A 26,350-nucleotide genomic window follows, 5' to 3' on the forward strand; every position below is an offset into this window, starting at 1 on the left:
CCCCTTAAGTCAAAAGAGTAAGGAATATATAGAACATGGGTGTTACAAAAAGAACACCATCTATTCGATCTAGCATACCACCATGGCCGGGAAGTAGATTACCGGAATCTTTAACGCCGTGATACCTCTTGAAAGACGACTCCACAATGTCTCCAATAGTGCCAAATACGGATACAACAACCGCCAGAACCATGAAATGGGGTATCCCGAGATCGGGTCCGTTGTAGAGTCCTACGAGCTTACTCATAGAGACGAAAAGCAGCATGAAGAGAAGCGTGGTAACATATCCTCCGATTACACCTTCGAGACTTTTCTTAGGGCTATAACTTGGAGATATTCTGATCCGACCGAAGCGTTTACCTATGAAATAAGCTCCCGTGTCGAAGAGCCACACCGATGTGAGAGCCATCAAGGCCATTGAAGAACCAAATCCTAGATAGATGTGATAGAAAAATGCCAAATCGAAACCAACATAGATTAATGAGAACACAGAATTGGCAATAATCTCTTTGGCACTTCTAACATTGGATACTGTTACTATCACCACAGACGCAAGTGCAATTACCCCCACTGCGAAAATCAGTTCAGGTCTCGGAGCAAAAGTTTCAACATCGTTGAACCTGTCAAGCAGTATCCCGTATATTACGATTATTGCAGGAATAATACCTGACAGGGCAATTCTAACTGTCTGATGATTACTGTCCTTCAGGCTGAACTTCAAGTATTCGTAGTTCGAAAAGAGAACAACGGCAGATACCAGACCAATGAAGGAGTAGTAATTTGCGAAACAGAGAACCACGAAAGGTGCCACAACTGCAGCCGTAACTATTCTGATATTTGTCTCCGAGATCTTCTTCATCAGCTCAATGCACCAAACCTTCGCTTGCGTTTAGAGTACTCATCCAATATCCTCTCAAATTCCTCTTTCTCGAAATCAGGCCACAAGGTTCTTGTGAAGAAGAGCTCGCTGTAAACCGACTGCCAGGTTAAGAAGTTGCTTACTCTCTTTTCCCCAGAAGTCCTTATTATCAGGTCTGGTTCAGGCACATCGGGGAGATACAAGTTCTCTTCTATATCCTCTTCAGATACCCTATGCTTTCCGCTCTCAATAACTCTGTTGACTGAATCGACAATCTCTGCCCTTCCTCCATAATTCAAAGCAACTATAACATTCAGTTTCCTGCACAGTGAGGTTTTCTTCTCGATTTCTTTTGTGAACTCGTTGAGTTTCTGAGGGAGTTCATTCAATCTTCCAATGAAGCGCATCCTCACTCCCTCTTCCAGCATATTGTCGAGCTTGCTGCTTATGTAAATGAGCATCAGTTGGAAAAGGAAATCTATTTCTTGCCTGGGTCGTCTCCAGTTTTCCGTTGAGAATGCATAGAGAGTTACATAACTAATACCGAGATCGGCACACCAATGAGAGGCGGAGTCTGCAATTTCTGCCCCCTTCTTGTGCCCCTCAATTCTCTCGAGTCCTCTCCTCTGAGCCCAACGGCCGTTTCCATCCATTATGAAAGCAACGTGAACGGGAAGGGACATTAAAACTCCATGATCTCCTTGCTCTTCTTCTCGAAAGCCTTGTCCATTTCTTCTATGTACTTGTTCGTAAGTTCCTGAATATCCTCCTCAAATTTCTTCAGGTCATCTTCGGTCATTTCAGAAGCCTTCTCAAGATCTCTAGCTTCCTTTATCGCGTCCCTTCGAATGTTTCGAATCGCTATTTTACCCTTTTCCGAATTGTCTCTTGCGAGCTTCACCCATTTTTCTCTCTGTTCCGTTGTCGGTATAGGGAAATTTAGCTTAATGTTTGCTCCATCATTAATTGGTGTAAGGTCTAGTTTTGACGCAAAGATGGCCTTTTCAATCTGACTGAGAACGGTCTTATCCCAAGGCTTAATAATCAGTGATCTTTCTTCAGTCACGGTGATTGTCGCCATCTGATTGATCGGAGTAAGGACCCCGTAATAATCGACTTTTACAGACTCAAGAAGGGCAGGAGAAGGTCTACCCGTTCTCATCTGACCGTACTCTTCAACGATCTTTTCAACACTTTTTTTCATTCTGCTTTCGGCATCTTTTAGCAGGCTATTCATGATCTTCCTCCCTTTCTTCCATTCGTCAACGGAATTATATCATGTAAGACTTTTCGTATTATGAGCGACTGAACTCCAAAAAGGCTTGTTAGTTGAATTGGATAGTCTATTCTGGTAAAATCATACAGGTGCTCTAACCATGACAGGAGGTATGTAAATGTTTTCAATCCTTAGTTTCATAGCATATGCCCCGGCCGGAGATGTAGCGGCTCCTTCGGCGGATGCTGGGGCTTCAACTGGGGGCTTTTCGGGGATTATTATCTGGCTAGTCCTTATGGTTGCCTTCTTCTACTTCTTGATAATTATGCCTCAGAGAAAGAGGGATAAGCAGTTCAAGCAGATGATGGAGAAGCTTAAGGTTGGTGATAAAGTCGTCACAGCCGGCGGAATAATCGGGAAGATTACCATGATAAAACCGGATAGTCTCAGGATCAGGACCGGCACCGGTACGGAACTGGACGTCACAAGAAAGGCGATCGCCGTTGTAGTGAACAAGGGTGAGAATGAAAAGGAAGAAGTAGAACCCGACGTAAATGTTAAGCAGTAATAGTTTCAGTTATATTCGTAGATATTGGAAGGGGGTGTCTGTCCGAGTCTTTCGGGCAAAGTCCGTATGAGAGCAAACCGAAAACGTTTGATCGTCACCATGGTGGTGTTGATTGCAGCATTGCTCCCGCTGTTAATACCACATGGTAGTGCGCCAGCCGATAGCAGCTTCCTCGACAAATTAGCTGCAAACATCAAGTTAGGGCTTGATATAAAGGGTGGAGCTCTTCTTGAGTACCAGATGGTTACCGATGTGTCAGATTCAGAAATGAATGCCCTTGCAGACAGGGTTATTGAAGTCTTAAGGGCAAGGCTAGATGCTGCAGGATTCACAGAGGCAACCGTAGAAAAAGTGACCACAGGAATCTCATTTGGCGAGGATATTCCGCCGGTAAGAGTAAGAGTCCAAATTCCTGGAATTACTGACGTTTCGAGAGCGGAGAATCTTGTTGGGAAGACAGGTAAACTCTACTTTGCCGATGTTCTTGCTATCGAGACCTCGGTTTCTACGCCCTCGATCCCTGCAGGTATGTCCCTAGAGATTAGCAGGAGGAAACTTCAGGGAGCCGAACCTTACTGGGTTAAGGAGCTTCACTACGGGGAGTATGTTGGCGGAGTACAGAACAATACCTGGTACTTTATCAGTCCAATGATTAGCGTAGGTTCAAGTTATGCTGAACTAGACGGAAGTGTAGTCACCGATGCCAAGGCTCTCGTCAATAATCAACCGAGACCTGGCCAGGGACGTTTCATGGTTTCTTTGAAGTTCAGTTCAGACGGTGCTCGAACCTTCAGGGACATCACTTCTGTGAAGTCCACTTATGCCGATTCAGACATCAAGAAGAGACTCGCCATAGTACTGGATGACAGGGTGATTATAGCTCCGCTTGTTCAGTCTCAAATCTCTGATGGTAACGCAGTTATCGAAGGTTTGAATTCGATTGAAGAGGCTAGAGAAGTGTCGATTTTGGTCGGAAGTGGAAACCTTCCAGTCGATCTTGCATCCTTTAATAAGAGGGTTCTCTCTCCTACTCTCGGCAGAGATATCATCAATGCAAGTCTGTGGGCGGGGGTTGCAGGAATTTTCATTATTATGATCTACATGGTTATCTTCTATAAGAAGATGGGTCTCGTAGCCGATCTTGCGCTGTTGTACAATGCGATCCTCCTGTTTGGCATGATTTCGCTGACCGGTTCAATACTTACATTACCCGGTATAGCTGGTATCGTACTGACCATAGGAATGACGGTCGATGGAAATGTGCTGATCTTTGAGAGGATAAAGGAAGAGCTAAGACTGGGCAAGACGCCAGAGAACGCTATAGACTCGGCATTTTCGAAAGTTGTATGGACGATCTTTGACGCGAACCTCACCACAATTCTTGCCGGACTAGTTCTCTTCTACTTTGGAACGGGTACAGTGAAGGGATTCGCTATTACTTTGATAATCGGTGTTATAGGCGCCATGTTCACAAACATCGTTGTGTCGAGAACGGTCTTGACTGGAATGTCGGGAAGCTTGAAGCCTCATCACTATGTCGAAGTTGAAACGGAAGGGAGAGATGCAAGATGACCTTCAAAGCTGACTTTGTTGGAAAAAGAAAGTACTTCATTGCTCTTTCTCTTGTACTGATTCTTGTTTCACTTGTCTTCATCTTTACCAAGGGCTTCAATTTCGGAGTGGATTTCACTGGTGGAATTGAAATCAGCGTATCCGTTCCCGATATTGACATGACCGTAGCGGAGATCCGAGAGCTCCTCAGTGCAGAGGACCCAAGCTTTGCCGCAGCTAGAATCATTAAACAGAGGCCTTTGATTGAAGAAGGTTCTTCCGAACAAAGAAGCAGATTCTCGATAATCGTTAACACTAGCGAAAGCGACGAATCGGTGACATCAAAGATCCTGGCCGGTCTTGAGAGCGAGGGAGTAACGGAGAGTAATATTCTATCTGTTAGTACAATCTCCGGTTATGCAGCTCAGGAAATCAGAGGGTATGCCTGGATTGCAGTCATCGTGTCGATGGCTCTTCTGTTGTTGTATATAACAATTAGATTCAAGTTTTCATTCGGAGTTGGCGCGATTATTACTCTGATACATGATGTGATTATCGTAATGGGTTTCTACAGTATTTTCGGAATTGAATTCAATGCACCGGTAGTAGCATCTCTTCTTACGCTTGTTGGATACTCTTTGAATGACACTATCGTAGTCTACGATAGAATCAGAGAAAACACCAAGAAGATGAGAGGCAAGACAATAGAGACAGTAGTCAACACAAGCATCAACGATGTGATAGTCAGGTCTATCAATACCTCTTTGACGACGTTCCTTGCGGTTCTAACGCTCTTCATATTCTCCGGAGAGGTTTTGAGGCCATTTGCATTTGGAATGCTGGTTGGTGTGATAGTTGGAACATACTCCTCTCTTTACATCTCCAGTCCGGTGGTTATCGAATGGCTCAAGCGAGTCGAGAACAGAAAGCATGCTTGATCGTTGTCTACCTCTTGAAATGTGAAACCTGGTAGAGTATAATTTTTCTTGAGTGGGGACGTAGCGCAGTTGGGAGCGCGATACAATGGCATTGTATAGGCCGAGGGTTCGAATCCCTTCGTCTCCACCAGGCGGGGAACGTGAGTTCTCCGCTTTTTTGTTACGGTGATTTGTATGAAGAGATTTTTTCTGGCGGTTGTTATTTTATTGGTTGCTGTAACTCTTCCCACGGTTTTTTTCACCGATGACGGGAGAGCCATTGAAAGGATAGTTGAAATACTGGAAAGAGCGCAGGAAGAAGTGGTTCTTGTAAGTTATTCCCTTGACGAGCAGGAGGTGATTGACTGCCTCAACCGCCTATACATCAAAGGTCTCAATGTCTCGGTTGTGATTGACAATTCCACTGTTTCGAGAACCTTTGCGAAGTCTCCTCAGTTTAAGGTTATGACTGACACAACCGCGGCGCTCGTTCATTCGAAATTCATCGTTGTTGATAGTCAAATAGTGGTCTTCGGAACAGGAAACTTCACCGAGGGTAGCCTCAGAGAGGACTCAAATAGCTTCATCATGATTGAGTCGGAAAAACTTGCCTCCCTGTTTCTTGATTACTACAAGGCGATTCTGACTGGAGACTCAAGAGGAGTGACAAGCGTCGGAAATATGACCCTATTTCTCTGCCCTTCTGAAGAAGCGCGCAAGAGAGTAATCAAGGAGTTGATGAGTGCCAAAGAGGAGATCCGATTCGCCATGTTCGCTTTTACAGATCCCAAAATTCTCGCGGCTTTGAAGTTCTGTGCTTCAAAAGGGGTTAGGGTTTTTGGGATGGTTGACAGCTGGAACGAAGATTCTCCGCTCAAAGACTATCTCACAACCGGAATGGAGGTATCACGTGGTGTTTCCATAACTATTCACGATAAAACGTTCGTAATAGATCGAAACATCGTGATTACGGGATCGGCCAACGCATCACTTAGCGGATGGGGAAAAAACCGCGAGATAGTTGTTATAATCGAGTCTAGGGACGTTGCAAATCAATTCATAAGCCATTTCGAATACGTCAGGGAGGTCTCGAAATGATAGTCAGGACGGCGCTTGCTCAGATAAACACGACGGTTGGGGATCTTGATGGAAACAAAAGGAAGATAATCGAAGCGATCGACAGGGCGACAGCGCTTGATTCAGGAATTGTTCTATTCCCTGAGCTTACGATAACCGGTTATCCGCCTGAGGACCTCTTGCTGAATACAGGGTTTCTAAGAGAGAATTTCGCTGTGCTCAAAGAAATCGCGGGTCAAACTGCCAGAAGCAAAGCAATGATCGTTCTTGGATTTGTTGACTTCGTCAATGAGATCTATAACGCGGCAGCAATTCTCCAGAGAGGGGAAATCAAATCAGTCTATCAAAAGATGAGTTTGCCCAATTACTCTGTGTTTGACGAGAGAAGATACTTCTCTCCAGGAGCACACCCGCTTCTCGTTAGATTTGGCGAAGCAAAGATTGGGATCAATGTTTGCGAGGACCTCTGGGTGCCGTCTGGCCCAATAAATGATCAGACTATTGCGGGAGCGAATCTTATTCTCAATCTATCTGCTTCACCGTTCACCTCGCAGAAGCATAAAACCCGGTCTTCTCTTCTGCTGACGAGAGCGATGGAGTATTCCAGCACCATAGCCTACTGTAACCTGGTTGGTGCTCAGGATGATCTAGTATTCGATGGAAGGAGCTGCGTAGCAATGCCAGACGGAAGGCTGGTGGTCGGGAGGGCCTTTGAGGAAGATCTGCTTGTGCTGGACATAGACACAGATATTTCCACCAGATACAACCTCTTTGAAGGAAAAAGGAAGGTCTACTCCAAGAACGTGAGTATCGAAGAAGTGACAGTTGAACCATCATACAGAGAAACAGCTTCAGAGCTTGCTGTTCGAAGAGAATCAGAACTGAGTAAATGCGACGAGTTGATAGCCGCTTTGGAACTTGGTATAGGAGACTACTTGAAGAAGAACAACTTCGAGAGGATAGTTCTTGGGCTAAGTGGAGGAATGGACTCCTCCCTAGTAGCGGCTCTTGCAGTAAGGGCGATAGGTAAAAACAATGTCAAAGGCGTGTTCATGCCTTCACGAATAACCTCGAATGAGTCTAGAAGAGATGCAATGGAGCTTGCAGAGAATCTGGGAATTGAGATCCTTGAGGTACCGATCGAGAGCATAGTGGATTCTACTCTAAAGGCCTTAAAGACTACCTTCAAGGATGCAGCGGAAGATGTTACTGAAGAAAACCTGCAGGCAAGAATCAGGGGAAACATTCTCATGGCGCTTTCAAACAAGTTTGGATGGCTTGTACTTGTAACAGGCAACAAGAGTGAGATGGCAACGGGATACTCAACTCTCTACGGAGATATGGCGGGTGGACTTGCGGTTCTTAAGGATCTCTACAAGACTCAGGTCTATATGATCGCAGAACGCTTGAATGAACTTGAAGAGAAAGATGTCATTCCGAGCAATGTATTCTTGAAGGCACCGTCGGCAGAACTTAAGGAAGGTCAGAAGGATCAGGACACTCTCCCTCCATATGAGATTCTAGATGAAATCCTCAGGTTTCACATAGAAGAAGGTCTCTCAGCGGAGGAGATCGTACTCGAGGGGTTCGAAAGGTCGACAGTAGAGCATTCGCTGAAACTGTTGAGAAAGAACGAGTACAAGCGCAAGCAGTGCGCTCCTGGGATAAAGGTTTCCAAAAGAGCGTTTGGGAAAGACTGGAGAATGCCAATCACAAATCATTACTGAATGTTTTTGGCCTAGGAAATACAGTACTTGGCAAGATAAAAATCCAGAACCCAGGATTAACTGTTTAGCCTCTTATGTTAGAGTGCTCAAATCTGTAACTTCTTCCCGTAAAAACGATCAGATGGCAATGATGAACTAGTCCGTCAATTATTGCGCTTGTCAGTCAATCGTCATGATGTCGTTCACGAAGAGGTGCTTGAACGGCAAGACTCATAGTAGCTCGGTTTCGGAATCTAGAATGACTCAACCAATATGGCCGCTTATGCGGGGAAATGCAACTACCATTAATTGCTTAATCTTTGTTACAGCTTATTACTTAGTCCGTCTGCCTTCCTAGAAAGATGGTGCCTACCTCTCTGCCGGAATCGCGCACAATCTTCTTGGTGAACTCAACTGGGGGTTCTGAGTTGCTGTTGGCGGGGAATCTTATTCTCTCTCCTGATGATTCAGAAGATCTAGATGCAGCCATCTCAAGAAAGGCCCGAAGAGTCTTAGAATTCGTTTCGTTAGAACTTCTTCCTTGTTCTTCTTCGAGTTTTGTGTTGAAGTATTCTTCGGCAGCTTCATTCATGTAGATCAATCTATTCTCCATGTCTGTCGCGACAGCCAGGTCTCCCGTTCCGTTGAGGAGCAGTGAATGGAGATTGGCTCGTTTCTGAAGCTCGATGCTCTCGGTGACGTCAATTCCAATCACAAGCTCATATACATTCTCATCGACTCTCAACATACTTCTTTTCTCTTCTACAGTAAATACGGAACCGTCTTTTCTCTTGTGCAGGTGTCTTCCTTTCCATTTTCCAGACTTCATAATGGAGAATTGCATGGACTTTGCTTCTACCTCGTCTTGCACCAGATACGAAGTGAGACTGTCCCCTATCATTTCCTCAAGATCATAACCATGAATCTCCGCAGCAAATCTGTTCAGATAGACTATTCTTCCCTTCTCGTCAACGGCTATCGCAATCTCCTCAGCATTGTCCAGAAAACGCCATTGGAAGATTAGTTCTTCCCTATCCCTCTTCTGCTTCGAAACGTCCATGAATGTTAGTTGTACAACTCTCTCTGCACCGTATAACATTTCTGAAGTGTTGAAAATCACGTAGATTTTCCCCCCGGCCTTCGTCAGCATTACGATCTCTCTATCGATGTCAAAGTTCTCTCTACCAAGAATAGTCTGCAAGGCAAAGGGTTCATCGTATAAAAGATCCTGTATACTCATCTTCTCGATCTCTTCTTCTGAGTACCCGAGAAGGCTCTGCGCAACCTTATTACAGAAGATTACGTTTCCATCTCTCTTTCTAAGGATGAGCATTCCGCATCCCATACTATTGACGAGTCCCATATACTTTTCTCGCTCGAAATCCAGAGTCTTCTGAAGTCGGTGCTTTTCAAGCATTGAGTAGACGATTTCGGGAAGATAATGCAGATAACCCGGTCCCTTTAGCAAATACTCGCCAGGTACCAGGGAGAACTTCTCTATTGACTTCTCACTTCCGACAAGGCAAAGGTATGGAATTGTTCCTGCACGAAGATTATTGATGATGTCTTCACTGACATAATCAAAGATCATAGCATCTGAAAATCGACCAAACTCGTCAGACACCTCTTCGACGTATCTGACGTCAAAACGATCATCGAAAGCCTCAATTAACCTTCTTGCATCCTTCTGGCTTCTTCCCACCAGGATTATTCTTGGCTTTGAATAGAAATCAAACACAGACTTCACCCCTGAATAGAACGCACCGAACAGCGAGAGTACCTATACATCCACCCAAAAAAGCAAAGAATTGCCAAATCTGACCGTAAACGGAGCTAGACTCACAGTGTTCTTACCGGAGGTTACAGTCGTATTGCTTACAAATACCGTTCAAAGCCTTACAAGGAGAACTGGATGGTTATAGCTACGCAAAGAAAGTTACATTTTCATTCTAGCATAGATTGTAATAAGATCCAAAATTAGTACTTTTTCGCATGCTCAAAAAACAACCGGACTTTCGTCCGGTTATAAAGATGGAGCAGGCGATGAGATTTGAACTCACAACCTCCGCCTTACCAAGGCGGCGCTCGACCGATTGAAGCTACGCCTGCTCTGCTGAAACTATGATATCACAGCACTTTTCAAGTTTCAATATCAAGTTCCCTTGCTCCACCTTGTCTTTGGCTTTCTTGAAGCAGTTGCTTCATCAAGTCTTCCGACAACTGTCTTCTGAGGAGCAGCTTTAAGTATGCTGGGATCCTCCTTTGCCTCTTTCAGAATTTTCTCGAAAGTATCGGCAAAAGCATCTAGAGCCTCTTTGGTCTCAGTCTCTGTAGGTTCTATCATCAATGCTTCATCCACAATCAGCGGAAAGTAGACTGTAGGAGGGTGTATTCCGTAGTCTAGGAGTCTTTTGGCAACATCCAGGGTCTTCACTTCATATTCTGATACAAGCTTGCTGCCTTTCAGAACGAATTCATGCATGCATATATCGGGATAGGCAGTCGGAATGAGCTTGTTGAGTTTGACTCGAAGATAGTTGGCATTTAAGACGGCCATCTCGCTAGCTCTCTTGAGACCATTGCCGCCCATGGATAATATGTATGCGTAAGCCTTCAGTAAAACACCGAAATTACCGTAGAAACTCCTAACTTTTCCTATTGAATTCGGAAGATTGTAATCAAGTGAGAACTTCCGACCATCAAAATTAACCACAGGAACAGGTAGCAAGTCTGCAAGAAAGCTCTTCACTCCCACAGGGCCGCTTCCGGGGCCTCCCATTCCATGAGGTGTCGAAAAGGTTTTGTGCAAGTTTAAGTGAACGATATCAAAACCCATGTCGCCTGGCCTCGCGTGGCCCATTATCGCATTGAGATTGGCGCCGTCATAATAGAGCAAAGCGCCCTTCTTGTGCGCGGCCTCCTGAATCTCGCAGATCTCGTTTTCAAAAAGGCCCACTGTGTTCGGGTTGGTAAGCATTATTCCTGCTACGTCTTCATCAAGCATCTCAACAAGGCTATTAAGGGCAACCCTTCCATTGCTTCCTGAAGGTACTTCGACGACCTCAAAGCCTGCCATGACTGCCGAGGCGGGGTTAGTCCCATGTGCTGAGTCAGGTACAATAACCTTCTTTCTGTTGCTTTCACCCCTCAGTTCGAAGTATTTTTTCATCAGAAGCATTCCGACCAGCTCGCCATGTGCCCCTGCGGCCGGTTGAAGAGTGAAGTTGCTCATTCCGGTGATCTCGCACAGAGAGTTCTGTAAGTTGAACATCACTTCTAAAGCTCCCTGGACAGTCTCTTCAGATTGGTACGGGTGTATCTGACTGAAACCTTCAAGACCAGCGACTTTCTCGTTGAGCCTTGGATTGTACTTCATTGTACATGATCCAAGAGGATAGAAACCGGTATCAACTGAGTGGTTTTTCTCCGAGAGTCCGGTGTAATGCCTGATTACCTGAAGCTCGCTAAGCTGAGGAAGACCGGGATTCTTCTCTCTCAACCAGTCCTCACGTAGCAGATCTGAAGGGTCATAACCGTAGCTCTCTTCTTTCGGGAGATGAAAGGCCTTTCTTCCTTCAGTTGAAAGATCGAAAATCGTCATGATATCTCCTCCAGTCTGCCGGCAAAAAACTCAATCTCCTCGTTAAGATTAGCTTCTGTTGTACAGATAAGCCCATAACCCTTCATCTCTTCATTAAACCTTTCCAGTTCTAGCGGTCCTAATATCTTGTCTTCTAGTAGCTGTTCGTTAAACTCTTTCAAGTTACAGTCAAACTGTGCAACGAATTCGTTGAAAAAGGGGCCTGTGAAGACCAGCCGCACACGATCTGTTCTTCCAATTCTCTCTGCCAAATAATGAGCTTTGTCAAAAGATCTTTTCGCGATCTCTCTTATCCCATCAGAACCTATCATACTCATGTAGATTGAAGCGATCAGTGCGTTGAATGCATGGTTCGAGCAAATGTTGGATGTGGCCTTACTTCTTCTGATATGTTGTTCCCGGGTCTGGAGAACCATGACATACCCTGCGCGTCCATCACTGTCTTTTGTCTCTCCGATAATTCTTCCGGGCATCTTTCTTATATAGCTCTCTTTTGACGCGAAGAAGCCTAGACCCGGTCCGCCAAATGAAGGAGAATTGCCCAACGATTGACCTTCTCCCACAACAATATCGGCTCCAAGCTTTCCGGGAGCTTCAAGTATTCCGAGAGCGATTGGGTCAGCGCTTACTATAAGCATTGTCTTCTCGCCGATTTTGGTTCGAACCTCCGAAATGTTCTCGATTATTCCGAAGAAGTTTGGGTAGCCCAGCACAAAACCGGAAGTATCCTCGGTGAGTTTCTTTTCTAGATCGGCAAAATCCACCTGTCCTGTTTCGGAATCGAAAGCAACGGTTTCAACGCTTATGTCACTGCCAAAACAGTAGGTCTTGATCGTATCTATATACTCGGGATGAAGTGACCCCGAAACCAGAACCTTCTGACCCCCTCTTACCCTAACAGCCATCAGCGCGGCTTCTGCAGCTGCGCTTGCGCCATCGTACATAGATGAATTTGCTACATCCATTCCTGTTAGCTCGCAGATCATCGTCTGGAATTCAAACAGCATCTGAAGAGTCCCCTGTGAGACTTCTGCCTGGTAAGGTGTATATGCGGTGAGAAACTCGCCTCTCGATGCGATCGCCTGAACCACGCTTGGAACGAAGTGTTTGTACACACCGGCCCCTCTGAAGACGGACAGGTCCTCAAGCGTTATGTTTTTCTCACTAAGTTCTTTCAGATCTCTGAGTACACTGAATTCATCCTTGCTTTCGGGTATTGAGATATCGACATCAAACTTATCGGGGATATCCTTGAAAAGCTCCGAAACGCTCTTGACGCCAACTACCTCCAGCATTTCCTCGACATCCTTGTTGGTCTGGGGCAGATAAGAAAACTCAGGCATATTAGCCCTCCTCTTCACAGTGCTTCTTATACGCCTCCAAGTCCATCAGACTGTCAAGTTCCGATTCATCTGCAACTTCAATTCTCACTATCCAGCCTTCTCCTTCGGCATCATCGTTAATCTTCTCGGGTGAGGAATCAAGCTCCTCATTCACCTCAACGATTTTCCCACTTACGGGAGCGTAGATGTCACTTGCCGCTTTTACAGACTCTATCGTGCAGAAGACATCGCCCTTCTTAAGAGACTTGCCTACTTCGGGAAGGTCTACATACACAATGTCACCCAGATGGTCTTGAGCGTGATCTGAAATACCAACTGTTGCTACCTTTCCTTCAATCGATACCCATTCGTGAGTTGCCGCGAACTTCTTCATTACAAATCTCCTCCTTAACTTTTCGATTTTACAGAGCCTCTATAGAAAGGTGTTTTGACAACTACAGCAGGTGCCTTCTTCGATCGAATTTCGACCTGCACTTCTGAGCCGCTCTTCCAGTAATCCTTTTCCAGATATGCTAGAGCGAGAGATTTGCCCAGCGTTGGAGAAAATACTCCGCTCGTGATCCAACCGACCTTCTTCTCACCGTCAAAGACCTCAAATCCATGCCTCGCGATACTCCTGCCGGATAGTTCTAGTCCCTTGAGCTTGTATTTTGTCCCGTTTGCTAGTTGTTCTTCCAGAACAGCTTTGCCGATGAAGTCTTTGTCCATCTTTACCGTCCATTTGAGACCAGCCTCAAGAGGGGTTGTCTCATCGGTGAGTTCGTTGCCATAAAGCATGTAGGAAGCCTCAAACCTTAGTGTATCTCTTGCTCCAAGGCCGATAGGCTTCACACCTAAATCAGCTCCCGTCTCAAGTATCTTTCTCCAAAGAGGGATAGCACCCTGAGGGTCGATATACAGTTCAAACCCGTCTTCTCCCGTATAGCCTGTACGAGAAACCAACGCCTGGATGCCGTTCACTCTGCCGTACACGAAATGGTAGAAGGGAATGTCCGCCAATTTGACCTGCGATATTTCCCGTAATATCTCCTCTGCATGAGGTCCCTGAAAGGCGATCTGCGCAAAGTCGTCGGATGCGTCTTTAATTTGCACGTCGAAAGCACCCTTGTTTTTCTTGATCCACTCGAAATCTTTGTCTTTGTTTGAAGCGTTAACTACGAACATCACCTTTCCATTGCCTATTCTGTAGACCAATACGTCATCGACTATCCCACCATTTTCATTGCACATTGGAGAATAGACTATGGCTCCGTTCTTCAGCGAAGAGACAGAGTTTGTTATCAAATAGTCCGAAAATCGAATAGCGTCGGGTCCCACAATTTCGATTTCTCCCATGTGCGAGACATCAAAGAGGCCGGCTTTCTTCCTGACAAGATTGTGCTCGTTGATTATAGAATCAAACTGCAAAGGCATCTCCCATCCAGCAAAATCAACCAACTTTCCCTTTAGTCTCACATGTTCGCTGTAAAGCGGCGTTCTCTTTAGATCACTCATCCGTTTCTTCCCTCCCCCTCTCTTGCAAGTCTTCAAAGATCTGAACGGCTTCTTCGAAATCATCGTCGGCTATAATAATGTCCACCAAGCCGCCCGAACCAAAGTAAACACTGTCGGTGTATGCGAAATGAGAATCCACCAGTTCCGAGAAGATTCCTTCTTTTAGAAGGATTTCCTGATACATTTTTGCTTCAAACTCCGGAATTCCTGACTTGAGGACCTTCATTCGATCACCTCCTGTTTCACCTGAAATTATACACCAAGTAATTAGATAAGTTAACTTCTGGACGCATTTCTAGCTGGTGATTTTAGAATTGCAATGTGCTAGAATGTAGTCGGTTAGCTAAGTGCAGTCATCGTTAGGAGGGATAATGATGATAAAGAAGGTCGGGGTCCTCACCAGTGGAGGGGATTCGCCAGGGATGAATGCAGCTATAAGGGCAGCTGTAAGAACTGCCCAGACAGATGAAATAGCCGTTGTAGGAATTAGGAGAGGGTACTCTGGTCTGCTTGATGAAGAGTTCGTCGATATGGACTACTCCTCGGTCGGAGGAATAATGGAGAAAGGTGGAACGGTCCTCAGGAGTTCCCGATGCGAAGAGTTCAAGACCGAGGAAGGCAGAGCTAGGGCTGCCGAAGTCCTGAGAAATAATCACATTGAAGCTCTTATTGTCATCGGAGGAGAGGGGAGTCTTTCCGGTGCAAAACTGCTTATGGAAGAAAACGGAATTCCAGTTGTCGGCATTCCGGGAACAATAGATAACGACATTGCTATGACAGACATGTGTATCGGGGTGGATACGTGTTTGAATACCTGTGTCGAAACAATTCAGAAGCTCAAAGACACGGCTTCTTCGCATGAAAGAGCCTTTGTAGTAGAGGTCATGGGGAGAAATTCCGGTTATGTGGCACTTGCTTCGGGTATTGCGGTTGGAGCCGAAGCAATAATCGTTCCGGAGCTTCCCGTAGATTATGAATCAATAGCCGATAAGATTTTAAAAGAAAGGAAAAGAGGAAAGATCAACTGCATCATTGTAGTTGCCGAAGGTGCATCAAGTGCCTACACTGTTGCCAGACATGTAGAACACAGGATTGGGTACGAGACGAGAATAACCATCTTAGGTCATATTCAGAGAGGCGGTTCACCGACTGCTTTTGACAGGGTTCTCGCTTCGAGAATGGGATACGCTTCCATTAAGGTGCTCGAAAAGGAAGAAGGCGGCCTTATGATGGCATTGAAAAGCGGAAAAATCGCCGCTGTACCTCTCGAAGAAGTTCTTTCCAACAAAAGGACGTTGGATGTGGAACTGGTTGAAATGGCGAAAATACTCTCCTGACGGGGTGATCTGCTTTGAGAAAGACGAAGATTGTCTGCACTATCGGACCTGTTACTGAGACTCCGGAAATGCTGAGGGCTCTCATACAGAGAGGGATGGATGTTGCCAGGCTGAATACAACTCATGGCAATATTACTGAACACAAGGATAGAATCAGGAAATTGAAAGAGATTCGCCAATCAATGAGATCTCCGCTCACGATCTTGCTGGACCTTTCAGGTCCAAAGATCAGAACAGGTGTCTTCAGAAGTCCTTATGTGGAGCTCCCGAAGGGAGGCGAGTTTGTTCTTACAACTGAAGACATTGAAGGAGACGATACGATTGTAAGTGTTAACTACAATAAGCTCCCAGAGGAAGTGAAGGCCGGGAATCTTATTATGATGGATGATGGAAAGATCAAGCTTAAGGTTTTATCCGTCACAAAGTCCGAAGTTAGAACAAGAATCTTGAGTGGGGGAGTTGTAACTCACAGAAGAGGAATCAACCTTCCGGGAATAGACATAAGCATACCGGCAATTACAGAAAAAGACAGGCGGTTCATTGAACTGGGAATCGAGGAACAAGTTGACTACTTTGCGCTATCCTTTGTCAGGAGACCAGAAGACGTTCTTCACGCAAAGAAGGTAGTTGAGGAGTTTGGAGGATCTATTCCTATAGTCTCCAAGATAGAGACGGAACAGGCGCTGAAAAACATTGAGAAGATAGCAGAAGTTTCCGATGGTATGATGGTTGCAAGAGGCGATCTGGGTGTTGAGATACCCGTTGAGGAGGTGCCGGTCGCTCAGAAGAAGATCATTAGGGTCGGCAATCAGAAGCGGATTCCCGTGATAACGGCAACCCAGATGCTTGAATCTATGATAGAGAATCCAGCGCCAACGAGGGCCGAGGCAACGGATATTACCAATGCGATCATTGACGGTACTGATGCCATAATGCTTTCCGGTGAGACTTCGATTGGCAAATATCCTCTGGAAGCTGTGACAGTTATGGATCTAACGGCAAGATCAGCGGAAAGGTATCTTAAGCAGGATCCCGGTTTGCTGAGGTGGACAAGAGAAAAGGTTTCAACAGACGATCACACAGATGCTATCTGCAGAGCAGCGTGGGATATTAGCGAAGCGCTGAAGGTGAAGGTCATCGTAAGCTCCACTTTCTCTGGACACACTGCAAGAAATGTCTCGGGGTTCAGGCCAAGGGCTCATATACTTGCGGTTACTCCCAATGAAGCAACGTATTATAGGCTAAACCTCGTTTGGGGAGCTCATCCAGTATTAATGGGTCTTGGCAATTCTACAGACGATCTTGTTGAAGTTGCCGGGCCTCTTGCAAGACAGCTTAAGCTTGTGAAAAGCGGGGATACGATAATTCTTACCGCTGGCATTCCCTTTGGAACTAGTAACTCTACCAATATATTGAAACTGGAGATTGCGTAGCCGTGAGCTCGAGTGGCGAGAGTGGGCCGAAGATAATCAGAAAAACCTGGGGAAAAAGAGCATAAACGCCCTCGAACACCCTTAATCTTTCATGTTTACGATCATTTAACACTGGAAGCCCTTGAAGAAATCACAATGTTGTTTTATCATTTATTAGCAGACTGTTACTTTGAGTGCTAACTATACAATACGAAAGGAGGCTTTTTATGAAGGTAGTTCCCCTTGGTACAAGATTACTGATTAAGCCTTATGAGGAAGAGAAGAAGACATCAGGTGGTATCGTTCTTCCAGACGCTGCGAAGGAAAAGCAGATGACTGCGAAGGTAATTGCAGTTGGTGAGAAAGTCGAGGATATTGACCTTAAGGAAAACGACAAGGTCCTCTATTCCAAGTATTCCGGTACGGAGATCAAGATCGATGAAGAAGACTACATAATCATCGATCAGGATGATATCCTGGCAAAGATCGAAGATTGAAGGAGGAATCAGTATGGCTAAGATTCTGAAATACAGCGAAGAAGCACGAAGATCACTTGAAAAAGGCGTAGATGCTATAGCAGATGCAGTTAGGATAACGCTTGGTCCGAAAGGTAGAAACGTAGTTCTCGAGAAGAGCTGGGGTTCTCCAACGATAACCAATGATGGTGTATCGATTGCAAAGGAAATCGAACTGGAAGATAAATTCGAAAACCTTGGGGCGCAGCTCGTAAAAGAAGTAGCCTCCAAGACAAATGATATTGCCGGTGACGGAACCACAACAGCCACAGTTCTTGCTCATGCAATGATCAAGGAAGGTTTGAAGAACGTTACAGCCGGAGCCAACCCTATTCTCATGAAGAAGGGAATCCAGAAAGCAACCGAGACTGCCGTTTCTCACATAAGATCTCTCTCCAAGAAGATTTCTTCAAGAGAAGATATCGCTTCCGTTGCGGCTATCTCGGCCAATGACACTGAAATTGGCGAACTTATAGCCGAAGCAATGGACAAGGTTGGTCAGGATGGAGTAATAACGGTAGAAGATTCAAAGACTCTGGAAACATACGTTGAATTCGTCGAGGGTATGCAGTTTGACAGAGGCTACATCTCCCCGTACTTTGTTTCCGATCCTGAGAAGATGGAAGCAATCATCAAAGAGCCTCTGATTCTTATCACAGACAAGAAAGTATCGGCAGTGAAACCGCTTGTTCCGATCCTGGAAAAGGTCGCGCAGGCAGGAAAGCCGCTTGTCATAATTGCCGAGGATATTGAAGGCGAAGCCCTTTCCACTCTAGTTCTGAACAAACTGAGAGGAACACTGGATTCAGTAGCCGTTAAGGCCCCTGGATTCGGGGATAGAAGAAAGGCAATGCTCCAGGACATCGCCATTCTCACTGGAGGCACTGTAATAAGTGAAGAAGTTGGGCTTACTCTGGAAAACGCAACGATAAACGATCTCGGTAGCGCGGGTGTTGTGAAGGTTAAGAAGGACGATACCATAATCGTTGACGGAAAGGGAGATCCTGAAAAGATCAAGCAGAGAATCGGTCAGATCAAAGTTCAGATCGATCAGACAACTTCCGAATACGAAAAAGAAACTCTACAGGAAAGGCTTGCAAAGCTTTCCGGCGGCGTGGCAGTGATCAAGGTCGGCGCTGCAACCGAAACAGAACTCAAGGAGAAGAAGCACAGAATCGAGGACGCCCTTTCCGCTACTAGAGCAGCTGTGGAGGAAGGAATCGTAGCCGGAGGCGGAGTTGTTCTTGCAAGAGCCAAGAAATCCGTTCAAGAGCTTTTCGATAGCACAGAGAATCCTGATATCAAGATCGGTGTTAAGGTAGTTCTTAAGGCTCTCGACACTCCGATCAGGCAGATTGTAGAGAACGCCGGTTTAGACGGAGCAGTAGTTGTCGACAAGATACTCCATAACGATGATAACGCGTTTGGATACGATGCTCTTAATGATACTTACACAGACATGTTCAAGGTCGGTATCATTGATCCCGCAAAGGTTACAAGAAGTGCTCTTCAGAACGCAGCTTCTATTGCCGCAATCCTTCTAACGACCGAAGCGGCTCTGACCGAGAAGCCCGAAGAAAAGCCTCAGGCTCCGATGCCACAGATGCCCGAGTACTGATAAGAGAATCACTTTGAAGGGAGAGCTTGCTCTCCCTTTTTTGCTGTCGTTACTCTGAAAATGACTGAACTCATCTTGACTAGCTTAACTGGCATAGATCTTTTACGCAAGCAAACGCGGCGCATATACACCCGAGCCTACAGTGTTAACCCGCACGATCCTTCAGCAGGATGTGGTGTTTCACCATCAGAACTCACAACTTCGAACTTGCAGTGTCTTCTTCCATCTGCGACCTACATATAGAATTGAGTGGTTCTTCCTACCACTTTGCATGTACGCGGATTTGCCTGGACTCAAAACCCGAAGGCTTTTTAGGATGTGCTATAAGAAATCACGGGCTAATTTGTGGCAGAATAGACACATGAGAGACTTCATAGTTATACTCAAGTGGAGAACTATAGAAGGTTACAGAATGCTGACAAGGCAGGGTAAGAGAGCGATTATTGCAACTTTCCTTGCAGTAATCATTGTGATAGCTATAGGTGTTCCGATTACTTTCTATCTGAGAGGCTTTCTTGTTCCGAATTTCTCTAGAGTTGCAGGTTTATCCGACCAGCTCAAAGAGCTTACCGGAATCGACCTGAAGCTAATAGTCATCTCCTTTTTTTCCGCGATAATATTCTCTATACTTCTGGGTAGCGATCTTCCAATCGTAGTTTCGAATCTTTTCTTCTCCGATAGGGCTGAGATGCTGCTCAGCTTGCCGGTTAAGAAGTCTACGGTTGCGAATGTACAACTGCTTGAGGTTCTCGCTGCAGGAGGATTGCCCATACTTCTATTTGCGCCGATCTTCATGGCTGCACTGAGAGGGCTTGGCTATTCGGGAGGGAGATTCTGGATGGCCCTGGTCTTGTTGTTTGTATTTGTGCTTGACACTCTGGTGATAACCGCAATTATCTCTTTTGGAATAGTATTCCTTTCCAAGGGGCGGTTTCTCAAGACTCTCTCTGCCATGATGACTATGGTGACTATCTTCGTCTTCATTTTCACGTTGCGCTTCATGGACTTCTCTACTATAGATCTTGCAAGGCCGGATCAGGTTGCCGATCAGTTCGGAGGTCTCCAGAGAGTCATCACCTCTCCATATCTACCTTGGACACCCTTTGTAAGGGCAATAACCGGAGAGACCACGGATCTTCTTGTTTTCGTTACTACTTCGGCAGTTTTGTTTGTTTTGCTTGGCTTCCTAGAAGTCTTTGTTTATCCAACCGTTCTTCAGAAGCTTATGACAAGACCAATAGGAAATGCAGCTCTTCATTCAAAAGAGAGGTTTAGGAGACACAGCGTACTATTCGGTTTGATTATTAAGGATCTCCTTCTGCTGGTCAGGGAGCCTAAACTGACGTTTGCCTTTCTCTATCCCTCACTGTTTGTGCCTGTAGTAGTGTTTGTTAACCCTACGCTTCTGAGCAGCTTCGGGGTTCTGCAGCTCCTTGGTCTTATAGTCTTTCTTTTCAGTAACTACACAACTGTCTCTTCAACGGCTCTATTTGCCTTTGAACGTCAGATTGGGGATGGCGTATGGTTGTTTCCAATAAGAAGGATAAAATCTGTGCTTTCAAAGTCTATTGTTGTCAGCTCGCTATATTCTTTGATAATACTGGTTGTCGGTTTGTATGTGTCTTCAAATGCATCTCAGTATAGGGCTTTCATGATGAATTTCCTGATTCTAATGATTCCAACGATTTTCACGCTCTCATTGTTCGGGGGCTTTCTTGAGAAGAGCTTCGGGACCAAAGATACAAGAAATGTCTTCAAGGCGCTCAGCCTACCGGGTGCAATACTCTCGTTCTTACTTTCCACACTGTTGCCGGTTTTTTCTACCCTTCCACTTACCCTCTATCTTGCAGGAGATATCGGCCTCTTTCTTGGTTTCCTCAATGTTCCGGTTGCCTCTCCATTCACATGGTTGTTTGGGCTGGTATTCCCACTCGCTCTATGGGCAGTCATTACATGGGCATCGTTAAAGTCGCTGTGCTATAATTTTGTCTGAATGAGGATTTTGGAGGGATAGGCTTGAAGGTTCAGGACGTAAAACACTTGAGCAGGAAGATCATGGAATCCGGGGAGATCCCGCTTCTTTGGGGTCACTTTGGGGTAGGAAAGACCGATCTTGCTAGGGAGATTGCAGCTGAGACGGGCAGAGAGTTGATAATCCTAGTCATATCACAGATGGAGCCAGGTGACCTTATCGGGATGCCGTCGAGAGACGGCGAACGAACCTTGTTTTTGAGGCCCGATTGGTGGCCGACTGAAGGCAATGTGATACTCATGATAGATGAGATAAATAGGGCTCATAGATCAATCAGGAATGCAATTATGCAACTTCTAATAGATAGAAGAATACACAACCATTTTCTACCCGAAGGTTGTTGGATAATGGCCGCGGCAAATCCGCCGGATGAGGAATATGATCAGGTTGAACTTATTACGGATCCTGCCTTTATGTCGCGATTCTTCCACATAGAACTGACTCCCGATCCAGAAGAATGGCTTAAGTGGGCAGAACTCCAGAAGATGCCGGAGACTGTTACCAACTTCATAGGTGAGTATCCAGAGTTTCTTTCAAGAGACACGGTTGTCTCGATGCGGCTGGAATTGAGACCGAGCCCCCGTAGCTGGTACAAATTGGGCAGAGTATACGCAGGTCTTTCAAGCATGGAGATCGAAAAGTTCGGCTATGTAATCGCCGCTGGCATAGTAGGACCGGAAGCGGCCAGAACTTTCATGAGTAAGATTCAGGGCAGCGAGCTCCTTCCTTCTCCCCGAACTCTGCTTCTCGAACTGGATGAGAATATCCTTTCGAGACTCTCTAAAGGTGATATCTCGGGGACTAGCGCCTCGATTCTCCGTATCACAAAGCATCTTTCTGAGCTAGATGATTTACAGGTTCAGGAATACTTTCAGAATGTACCTGTAATCTCGGAAAACCTTCTAAGGATAGGCAGAGTTATCCCGAAAGACTCGTTCTTTTCGGTAATAAGACATATTGTTCACCAGGTCGAGGGGGAAAAGGGATTAAAACGGGCCTTCTACGAGAATCTTCTCGAAGAACTTGCCATGGACCATGATGTTCTGAAATTCCTTCAGAGGAGCGAAAAGGATGAGAAATGAGGAGTTGATGGAAAGGGCTGTTTTCGAATTAGGCAAGGACAGCCCCTTCTACAATTTCCTGCTTCTCTTCATCGACAGAATTCCCTCTCCTTCGGTCAGGACGATGAAATTGAGGGTGAGCTCCAGGGGGAGATTTCAACTTCTATACAATCCGGATACACTTCGAAACAAACCACTTACATTTTCGAAGGCGCTTTTGAAGCACGAGTGTCTTCACATAGTGAATGGACACATTCTGATACCCGTCAACAAATCCAGAGAGAAGATGCTCTGGGATCTATCCATGGATGCCGCCGTAAATCAGTTCATACGCGAGCTTGACGCTTTCAGTCTTCCTATGGATTCTCTTCTTCAGGAGGGCTGTGGAACCGATAATGAGAGATTCTTCGTTGGGCCTCCGATGCAGCATCCAGGAATGACGGCAGAGTTCTACCACGACTGGGGCCTTGACTTCATGAAGAAAAACAAGACCATTGATCTTGAGCTTCTGGACTCAAACATATCCAGGCCCGATTCACATGAGGATTTTGGAAGGTTTGAACTCCCGAAAGAGTTCGTTGAGGATCTTCTTAAACAGGTGATCTCAGAGACTATGGAAAAGGCTAAGGACGGGATGCCGGAGGGTCTTGAGGCGGTAATGAAACTGGTTCTTGACAACCCGATCCTTGACTGGAGAAACATGATTAGGCGGTTCTTCGGTTCATCGATGCAGGTTGGCAGATACCGAACTCCTATGAGACCTAACAGAAGATATGATGATCAGCCCGGCTGGAGAAACGATTACGCAGCGAAACTCGTTGTCGTAGTCGATACTAGCGGGAGCATAATAGAAGAGGAGTTCAACGCCTTCTTCAGTGAGATAGATGAGGTTACTAGAGTCACAGACTCACGGGTCTGGCTGGTGCAGGTGGACGAGACTGTGCAGAGTGTCATGAAGTATGGAAAAGGTATGTGGAGAGATCTTAAGTTAATGGGTAGAGGGGAGACCGATCTTCAGCCTGCCGTTGACTACGCTCAGGAAAAACTCAGACCGGAAGGACTACTGCTTTTCACGGATGGATTTACCGATCTTCCTACAATTTCGAGAAGGGCGTTGTTTGTTCTTCCAAAGAGCCACAATCCAGAGTTCGCCCAGGAGGCAAAATCTATCTATGGACGATCATCGGTGGTGTTCCTTAAGTGACATACTATGCCGGTCCAGAAAGCTATAGAAACAAGCTCAAGGCGGTTTACGAGACCGTCGAAAGCAATTTTCCATCTTACGCGAAGTTGGTTGTTGAGCGGTCTGATAGACTTGACAATGCTTTCGGTCATTTCATGACGCTTGTAGTTCAAACTTCGAAGGGGAATGCGCCGGTTCTTTCAATTTTTGTGGACAGTGAGGGCAGAGGCTTTGTGGGACTCTCCAATTCGTCGCCTTTCGAGACGGCCAGCGCCTTGTACAGATTCTCAAACGAAGAGGAAGAGCCTATCGTTGATGATTTCTCCGGTGTCTTCGAAGAGGGAGCTGAGCTGGTATTCCATAGGGCGATCTTTCAGAGTCCGTTGAAGCTGTACTTCCTAGCTTATTTTGGCAATGAAAGACTTCTTCGTAAAGAGATTTTGAAGGATTCTCTCCGAGGAAAGGACTACTTCAGGCTGCCTGAAATGATTGACGATGCCCTCTTTTCTATATGCAGAGAGAACTATAGAAGATGGATAGAGTTCGATGACGGGGAGGTCCTGATATTCCCCTTTCAGAATATCTTGAAGATTGCTTTTGGTCCTCCCAAAATAAACGAGAGTATCGACCATTCAATAATCTTGGAACTTTCAAGGTTATTCAGGATCGAAGTCACAAAGAAGTGCGGTGTTCTGAGAAACGCCAGCGTCACTCCTAACATGAAAATAGCGAGACCGGTTTCAACCGTCTTCGAAATCGATCTGGTTGAATCCAAGCCGGTATACGATAGGCTCGAGGAATTCTATAAGTTCTACTCGAAATTTATATCTGAGACGGTAGACAAGATGCTGGAATTTATTCACAGAGATTTTCCGCTTGACGAATAGGGTGGTGTATCTTGGCAAGACAGACTTTGAAGATGTTTTATCCGATATCTATAAAGAACATCCGGAGATTGAAGGCCGGGGATCTTATCGAATACTCCGGACAGGTCTTACTTGCAGACGAAAAAACAATCGATAAGTATAGAATGTATGAAAGGCTTGAAGGAACACCCTTTCTAAATCTTTCACGAGAGTTGATTCTCTTCTGTTTACCTGTTGAGGGGACACTCTACTCTGAGCCAATGAAGATCGAACCCGACGAGCTTGAATACCTCTTCATGTCTGGAATAACGGCAACCATTGGGCTGAATGTCGAAGAAGAAGAAATAACGGCAATCTACAGGCGGTTTTCCAGAGTAAACCTTTCTCTGTGCGACCGCACGGCCCTCTATCCGCTGGATGTGAGTGAATCCGTTCCGGAGGAAGTAGAGTGTGGTATGAGCATATCTCTGAAAGACGTGCTTCTGTATGTCGATGTCTCGAGTCAGGGAACGAAATTTGGCAGTGATGCCGATGCCGGACTTTAGAACGCATGTTTACTGGGGAATAGCGACTTATCCTGTCTTCATCTTTCTCTCACTGACTTCAATCGAGCTCTTGCATGTCTCTCCTCTTCAAGACAGCAGGCTGATAGGCTATGGATATCTCTTGTTTTTGTTGGGAAGCGATGTACCTGATATTGATTCAAAAAGCGCTTTAATAAAGAGAATCTTCGAAGTGCTTATCGCTGGTCTCTTTGCCTGCGTCTTTTACTCTTCGGTGATTTCGCCAGAGATTCAGCCTTTTATTCTATCCTGGCTCAATTCTATGTCTCTTGCTGTTGCAATTTCCTTTTCTCTCTCTATTGGACTGGGCGTGATCGTCTCAAAAGCGATAAATCTTCTCAGTCACAGAGGCTTCTTTCATTCACTATGGGGAGGATTCCTCTATGGCCTGATCATCGTGACAACGGTGCTTCTAAGATCGGAACTGCTTGGGGGCGAGATGAACTACACAGAAGTGTTGTTTCTCGGTGTTGCCGGTTCTGTCGGCTACTTTCTTCATCTGATTCTCGATGGAGCCCACGGCTTTGCAAGAGGCCGGAGAGTACCTGCCGCTCAAAATGAAAAGGATAGTATATGAACTTAATGCTGCGTCCGAAAAGGGACTTCTTCCAAAAAGCCAGTCAATGAAACAGACTCACAAGAGATATCACTCCAAAGTTCCTAACGGTTGTACTATTCACTTGTTTTTCGGGTCTTGTCCATAGTACGCGTCTTTCCCATGCTTTCGGAAATAGTGTTTGTCCATTATGTATCTTGGAAGAATGCTTGTTTCCGCGTTTATTAGAAGTGAAAGACATGCCGTCTTGGCTATCTCTTCAAGAATTATGCCGTTCTTGACTGCGTCCAGTACATCCTTTCCCCATGTGAAGGGCCCATGACCGGCGACGAGGACGCCTGGGGTTCCGAGGTAATCTCTCTCGGAAAAAGCTTCTTCGATTACCCTGCCTGTGTTCAACTCGTAATCAGTCTCTGTCTCTTCGGCGTTCAGATATCTAGTACAAGGTACTTCATTGTAGAAGTGATCGGCGTGAGTCGTCCCAAAGCAGGGAATGCTTTTTCCCGCCTGTGCCCACGAAGTTGCCCAGGTTGAGTGGGTATGGACCACGCCGCCGATTTGCCCGAAGCATCTGTAAAGAAGGACGTGAGTTGGAGTGTCGGAAGAAGGCCTCAGCTCTCCTTCGACCACTCTTCCTTCAAGATCTACAACAACCATACTGTCGGGGGAAAGATCGGAATAGTCTACCCCGCTCGGCTTAATAACTACGAGACGCTCCTTTCTGGAGATTCCGCTTGCGTTTCCCCACGTGAGTTTTACCAGTCCGGATTCAATGAGCGTAACATTCGCTCTGTAGACTTCCTCTTTTAGTTCACGTAGCATAGGCTTCCCCCTACCAAGAGATTAGCGTGCACTTTCAGTGATTTGAACCTGCA

26 protein-coding genes and 2 tRNA genes are annotated in these 26,350 nt (G+C 45.7%); 16 read left to right on the plus strand and 12 right to left on the minus strand.

Going from position 1 to position 26,350, the window contains the following annotated elements:
* Positions 1-4: 4 nt before the first annotated feature.
* Genes V512_RS10375 through frr form a run of 3 tightly spaced genes read right to left on the minus strand, consistent with a single transcriptional unit; the run spans position 5 to position 2,099 of the window.
* Complete coding sequence (locus tag V512_RS10375; RefSeq protein WP_099830395.1) at positions 5-859, minus strand: phosphatidate cytidylyltransferase; 855 nt, start codon at positions 857-859, stop codon at positions 5-7.
* On the minus strand, positions 859-1,542 hold the full coding sequence (gene uppS / locus V512_RS10380; protein ID WP_099830396.1) for a polyprenyl diphosphate synthase: 684 nt from the start codon (positions 1,540-1,542) through the stop codon (positions 859-861). The genes V512_RS10375 and uppS overlap by 1 nt, the downstream gene beginning before the upstream one ends.
* A complete protein-coding gene (gene frr, locus V512_RS10385) occupies positions 1,542-2,099 on the minus strand; it encodes a ribosome recycling factor (protein WP_180977903.1) in 558 nt (185 codons plus the stop codon). The genes uppS and frr overlap by 1 nt, the downstream gene beginning before the upstream one ends.
* 154 nt (positions 2,100-2,253) lie before the next feature.
* On the opposite strand from frr, the gene yajC reads away from it, so the two are divergent.
* The 6 genes from yajC to V512_RS10415 all read left to right on the plus strand — a co-directional run bounded on the left by yajC (position 2,254) and on the right by V512_RS10415 (position 7,915).
* Entirely contained in the window at positions 2,254-2,643 is a 390-nt protein-coding gene (gene yajC, locus V512_RS10390; RefSeq protein ID WP_099830398.1) for a preprotein translocase subunit YajC, read from the plus strand.
* A 99-nt stretch (positions 2,644-2,742) separates the two neighbouring features.
* Entirely contained in the window at positions 2,743-4,215 is a 1,473-nt protein-coding gene (gene secD, locus V512_RS10395) for a protein translocase subunit SecD (RefSeq protein ID WP_243392383.1), read from the plus strand.
* On the plus strand, positions 4,212-5,132 hold the full coding sequence (secF, locus tag V512_RS10400) for a protein translocase subunit SecF (protein WP_099830400.1): 921 nt from the start codon (positions 4,212-4,214) through the stop codon (positions 5,130-5,132). The genes secD and secF overlap by 4 nt, the downstream gene beginning before the upstream one ends.
* A 54-nt stretch (positions 5,133-5,186) precedes the next feature.
* Positions 5,187-5,262: transfer RNA gene (locus tag V512_RS10405), tRNA-Ala, on the plus strand.
* A 44-nt stretch (positions 5,263-5,306) separates the two neighbouring features.
* Positions 5,307-6,209 (plus strand): phospholipase D-like domain-containing protein, encoded by a 903-nt coding sequence (locus V512_RS10410; protein WP_099830401.1) that lies wholly within the window; start codon positions 5,307-5,309, stop codon positions 6,207-6,209.
* A complete protein-coding gene (locus tag V512_RS10415) occupies positions 6,206-7,915 on the plus strand; it encodes an NAD+ synthase (protein ID WP_099830402.1) in 1,710 nt (569 codons plus the stop codon). Before V512_RS10410 ends, V512_RS10415 begins: the two co-directional genes overlap by 4 nt.
* 64 nt (positions 7,916-7,979) lie before the next feature.
* On the opposite strand, the gene V512_RS15130 is transcribed toward V512_RS10415, so the two are convergent.
* The 8 genes from V512_RS15130 to V512_RS10455 all read right to left on the minus strand — a co-directional run bounded on the left by V512_RS15130 (position 7,980) and on the right by V512_RS10455 (position 14,558).
* A complete protein-coding gene (locus V512_RS15130) occupies positions 7,980-8,078 on the minus strand; it encodes an ATP-binding protein (RefSeq protein ID WP_308410403.1) in 99 nt (32 codons plus the stop codon).
* 153 nt (positions 8,079-8,231) lie between these two features.
* Positions 8,232-9,632: a PAS domain S-box protein gene (locus tag V512_RS10425; protein WP_099830403.1), complete on the minus strand. Its 1,401-nt coding sequence runs from the start codon at positions 9,630-9,632 to the stop codon at positions 8,232-8,234.
* A 294-nt stretch (positions 9,633-9,926) separates the two neighbouring features.
* Positions 9,927-10,003, minus strand: a tRNA-Thr gene (locus V512_RS10430).
* 43 nt (positions 10,004-10,046) lie between these two features.
* Positions 10,047-11,495 carry an aminomethyl-transferring glycine dehydrogenase subunit GcvPB gene (gene gcvPB, locus V512_RS10435; protein WP_099830404.1) on the minus strand — a complete coding sequence of 483 codons (1,449 nt, stop codon included), beginning with the start codon at positions 11,493-11,495 and terminating at the stop codon, positions 10,047-10,049.
* The gene (gene gcvPA, locus V512_RS10440; protein WP_099830405.1) at positions 11,492-12,838 is read right to left on the minus strand and encodes an aminomethyl-transferring glycine dehydrogenase subunit GcvPA; all 1,347 of its coding nucleotides are present in this window, start codon (positions 12,836-12,838) and stop codon (positions 11,492-11,494) included. The genes gcvPB and gcvPA overlap by 4 nt, the downstream gene beginning before the upstream one ends.
* Before the next feature lies 1 nt (position 12,839).
* The gene (gcvH, locus tag V512_RS10445; RefSeq protein ID WP_099830406.1) at positions 12,840-13,211 is read right to left on the minus strand and encodes a glycine cleavage system protein GcvH; all 372 of its coding nucleotides are present in this window, start codon (positions 13,209-13,211) and stop codon (positions 12,840-12,842) included.
* A gap of 14 nt (positions 13,212-13,225) precedes the next feature.
* Complete coding sequence (gene gcvT / locus V512_RS10450) at positions 13,226-14,332, minus strand: glycine cleavage system aminomethyltransferase GcvT (RefSeq protein ID WP_099830407.1); 1,107 nt, start codon at positions 14,330-14,332, stop codon at positions 13,226-13,228.
* Positions 14,325-14,558, minus strand: a complete 234-nt coding sequence (locus V512_RS10455; protein ID WP_099830408.1) for a DUF2007 domain-containing protein — start codon at positions 14,556-14,558, stop codon at positions 14,325-14,327. Before V512_RS10455 ends, gcvT begins: the two co-directional genes overlap by 8 nt.
* A 151-nt stretch (positions 14,559-14,709) precedes the next feature.
* Between V512_RS10455 and pfkA the strand changes: the two genes are divergently transcribed.
* The 10 genes from pfkA to V512_RS10505 all read left to right on the plus strand — a co-directional run bounded on the left by pfkA (position 14,710) and on the right by V512_RS10505 (position 25,496).
* Positions 14,710-15,669 (plus strand): 6-phosphofructokinase, encoded by a 960-nt coding sequence (gene pfkA / locus V512_RS10460; protein WP_180977904.1) that lies wholly within the window; start codon positions 14,710-14,712, stop codon positions 15,667-15,669.
* Positions 15,670-15,683: 14 nt separating this feature from the next.
* Complete coding sequence (pyk, locus tag V512_RS10465; RefSeq protein ID WP_099830410.1) at positions 15,684-17,102, plus strand: pyruvate kinase; 1,419 nt, start codon at positions 15,684-15,686, stop codon at positions 17,100-17,102.
* 206 nt (positions 17,103-17,308) lie between these two features.
* Positions 17,309-17,578, plus strand: coding sequence for a co-chaperone GroES (groES, locus tag V512_RS10470; protein WP_099830411.1), 270 nt, complete (start codon positions 17,309-17,311; stop codon positions 17,576-17,578).
* A 13-nt stretch (positions 17,579-17,591) separates the two neighbouring features.
* Positions 17,592-19,214, plus strand: a complete 1,623-nt coding sequence (gene groL, locus V512_RS10475; RefSeq protein WP_099830412.1) for a chaperonin GroEL — start codon at positions 17,592-17,594, stop codon at positions 19,212-19,214.
* Between the two features lie 361 nt (positions 19,215-19,575).
* Positions 19,576-21,207, plus strand: a complete 1,632-nt coding sequence (locus V512_RS10480) for a hypothetical protein (RefSeq protein ID WP_099830430.1) — start codon at positions 19,576-19,578, stop codon at positions 21,205-21,207.
* A 23-nt stretch (positions 21,208-21,230) separates the two neighbouring features.
* Positions 21,231-22,328: a MoxR family ATPase gene (locus tag V512_RS10485; protein ID WP_099830413.1), complete on the plus strand. Its 1,098-nt coding sequence runs from the start codon at positions 21,231-21,233 to the stop codon at positions 22,326-22,328.
* A complete protein-coding gene (locus V512_RS10490) occupies positions 22,318-23,511 on the plus strand; it encodes a VWA-like domain-containing protein (protein WP_099830414.1) in 1,194 nt (397 codons plus the stop codon). Before V512_RS10485 ends, V512_RS10490 begins: the two co-directional genes overlap by 11 nt.
* Positions 23,508-24,377: a DUF4895 domain-containing protein gene (locus V512_RS10495; RefSeq protein WP_099830415.1), complete on the plus strand. Its 870-nt coding sequence runs from the start codon at positions 23,508-23,510 to the stop codon at positions 24,375-24,377. The genes V512_RS10490 and V512_RS10495 overlap by 4 nt, the downstream gene beginning before the upstream one ends.
* An 11-nt stretch (positions 24,378-24,388) precedes the next feature.
* Positions 24,389-24,901 (plus strand): hypothetical protein, encoded by a 513-nt coding sequence (locus V512_RS10500; protein ID WP_099830416.1) that lies wholly within the window; start codon positions 24,389-24,391, stop codon positions 24,899-24,901.
* Positions 24,888-25,496 (plus strand): metal-dependent hydrolase, encoded by a 609-nt coding sequence (locus V512_RS10505; protein WP_243392384.1) that lies wholly within the window; start codon positions 24,888-24,890, stop codon positions 25,494-25,496. Before V512_RS10500 ends, V512_RS10505 begins: the two co-directional genes overlap by 14 nt.
* Before the next feature lie 99 nt (positions 25,497-25,595).
* Here V512_RS10505 and V512_RS10510 read toward each other — a convergent pair whose 3' ends face one another.
* Positions 25,596-26,297, minus strand: a complete 702-nt coding sequence (locus V512_RS10510) for an L-ribulose-5-phosphate 4-epimerase (protein WP_099830418.1) — start codon at positions 26,295-26,297, stop codon at positions 25,596-25,598.
* Positions 26,298-26,350: the final 53 nt, after the last annotated feature.

The organism is Mesotoga sp. Brook.08.105.5.1, from assembly GCF_002752635.1.
GTDB lineage: Bacteria > Thermotogota > Thermotogae > Petrotogales > Kosmotogaceae > Mesotoga.